1 rRNA gene is annotated in these 2,119 nt (G+C 51.9%); it reads right to left on the bottom strand.

The features are described from left to right. Positions 1–2,119, bottom strand: a 23S ribosomal RNA gene (locus tag NFR62_RS10105); the annotation flags it as partial.

Raw genomic sequence — 2,119 nt, 5'->3', positions numbered from 1 at the left:
CCGTATTGCTACGGCACGGGATATCTTATCTTGAGGTGGGTTTCACGCTTAGATGCTTTCAGCGTTTATCCGCTCCGCACACCGCTACTCGGCCGTGCCGCTGGCGCGACAACCGATGCACAGTCGGTGCGTTCACCCCGGTCCTCTCGTACTAGGGGCAAATCCTCTCAAATATCCTACGCCCACGATGGATAGGGACCGAACTGTCTCACGACGTTCTGAACCCAGCTCGCGTGCCACTTTAATCGGCGAACAGCCGAACCCTTGGGACCTGCTACAGCCCCAGGATGTGACGAGCCGACATCGAGGTGCCAAACCTCCCCGTCGATGTGAACTCTTGGGGGAGATAAGCCTGTTATCCCCGAGGTAACTTTTATCCGTTAAGCGACGGCAATTCCATTCTCTACCGCCGGATCACTAAGTCCTACTTTCGTATCTGCTCGACTTGTTTGTCTTACAGTTAAGCTCCCTTTTGCCTTTACACTCTCCGAATGGTTTCCAACCATTCTGAGGGAACCTTTGAACGCCTCCGTTACTCTTTGGGAGGCGACCGCCCCAGTCAAACTGCCCACCTGACAATGTCCGCTGCCGCGTTAAGCGCACAGCGTTAGAACCTCAGCAAAAACAGGGTGGTATCCCAACGGTGACTCCACTCAGGCTGACGCCCAAGCTTCGCAGTCTCCCACCTATCCTGTACAATCTTTACCGAAATCCAATATCAAGCTACAGTAAAGCTCTACGGGGTCTTTCCGTCCAGTCGCGGGTAATATGCATCTTCACATATACTACAATTTCGCCGGGTCCGTTGTTGAGACAGTGCCCAAGTCGTTACGCCATTCATGCGGGTCAGAACTTACCTGACAAGGAATTTCGCTACCTTAGGACCGTTATAGTTACGGCCGCCGTTCACCGGGGCTTAAGTTCTGTGCTTCGGGTTACCCCTAACACTTCCCCTTGACCTTCCGGCACCGGGCAGGCGTCAGCCCCTATACGTCAGCTTGCGCTTTCGCAGAGACCTGTGTTTTAGATAAACAGTCGCTTGGGCCTTTTCACTGCGACCTCTTTCGAGGCTCCCCTTCTCCCTAAGTTACGGGGTCATTTTGCCGAGTTCCTTAACAACGGTTATCCCGTTCGTCTTGCAATTCTCTTGCCGCCTACCTGTGTCGGTTTGCGGTACGGGTACCTCACAGCACTCCTTAGCAGCTTTTCTCGCCAGCGTGAATTCGTCAGCTTCCACTCTTTCGTGTCCCATTCATCACCTAACCTTAATGAGTTGCGTACTTCACTACAACTCGGTCTCATGATTTAGCCGTAGTTTTCCATCTCCACGGTCTGACTATCCTTCTGTGTCCCTGCCTCGAACTGTGCGGTAGTACGGGAATATCTACCCGTTGTCCATCATCTACGCCTTTCGGCCTCGACTTAGGTCCCGACTTACCCTGGGCGGACGAACCTTCCCCAGGAAACCTTAGGCTTTCGACGGAAAAGTTTCTCACTTCTCTCTCGCTACTTATGCCGGCATTCTCTCTTGTATGCTGTCCACCGCTCCCTTTCGATACGGCTTCAGCCTGCATACATTGCTCCTCTACCAACTATGTTACCATAATTCCCAAGCTTCGGTGTTATGTTTTAGCCCCGGTAATCTTCGGCGCACCTTCACTCGACCAGTGAGCTATTACGCACTCTTTTAATGTGTGGCTGCTTCTAAGCCAACATCCTGGTTGTCTGTGCAACGGCACATCCTTTACCACTTAACATAAACTTTGGGACCTTAGCTGTGGGTCTGGGCTGTTTCCCTTTTGACCGCGAAACTTATCTCACGCAGTCTGACTCCCAACTATAAGTATTCGGTATTCGCAGTTTGATAAGGTTCGGTAACCCGTGAAGGCCCCTAGCCCATTCAGTGCTCTACCCCCGATACTCTCAACGTTGAGGCTAGCCCTAAAGCTATTTCGAGGAGAACCAGCTATATCCCGGTTCGATTGGAATTTCTCCGCTAACCACAAGTCATCGCCGACTATTTCAACAGGCGTGCGTTCGGACCTCCACAGAATTTTACTTCTGCTTCATCCTGCTCATGGTTAGGTCACCAGGTTTCGGGTCTACGTCATGCTACTAT

Origin of the sequence: Pumilibacter muris, assembly GCF_943193045.1 — a bacterium.
Lineage (GTDB): Bacteria > Bacillota > Clostridia > Christensenellales > Pumilibacteraceae > Pumilibacter > Pumilibacter muris.
Note: the sequence above shows the minus strand (reverse complement) of the source record. Positions and strands in the feature narration are given on the sequence as shown.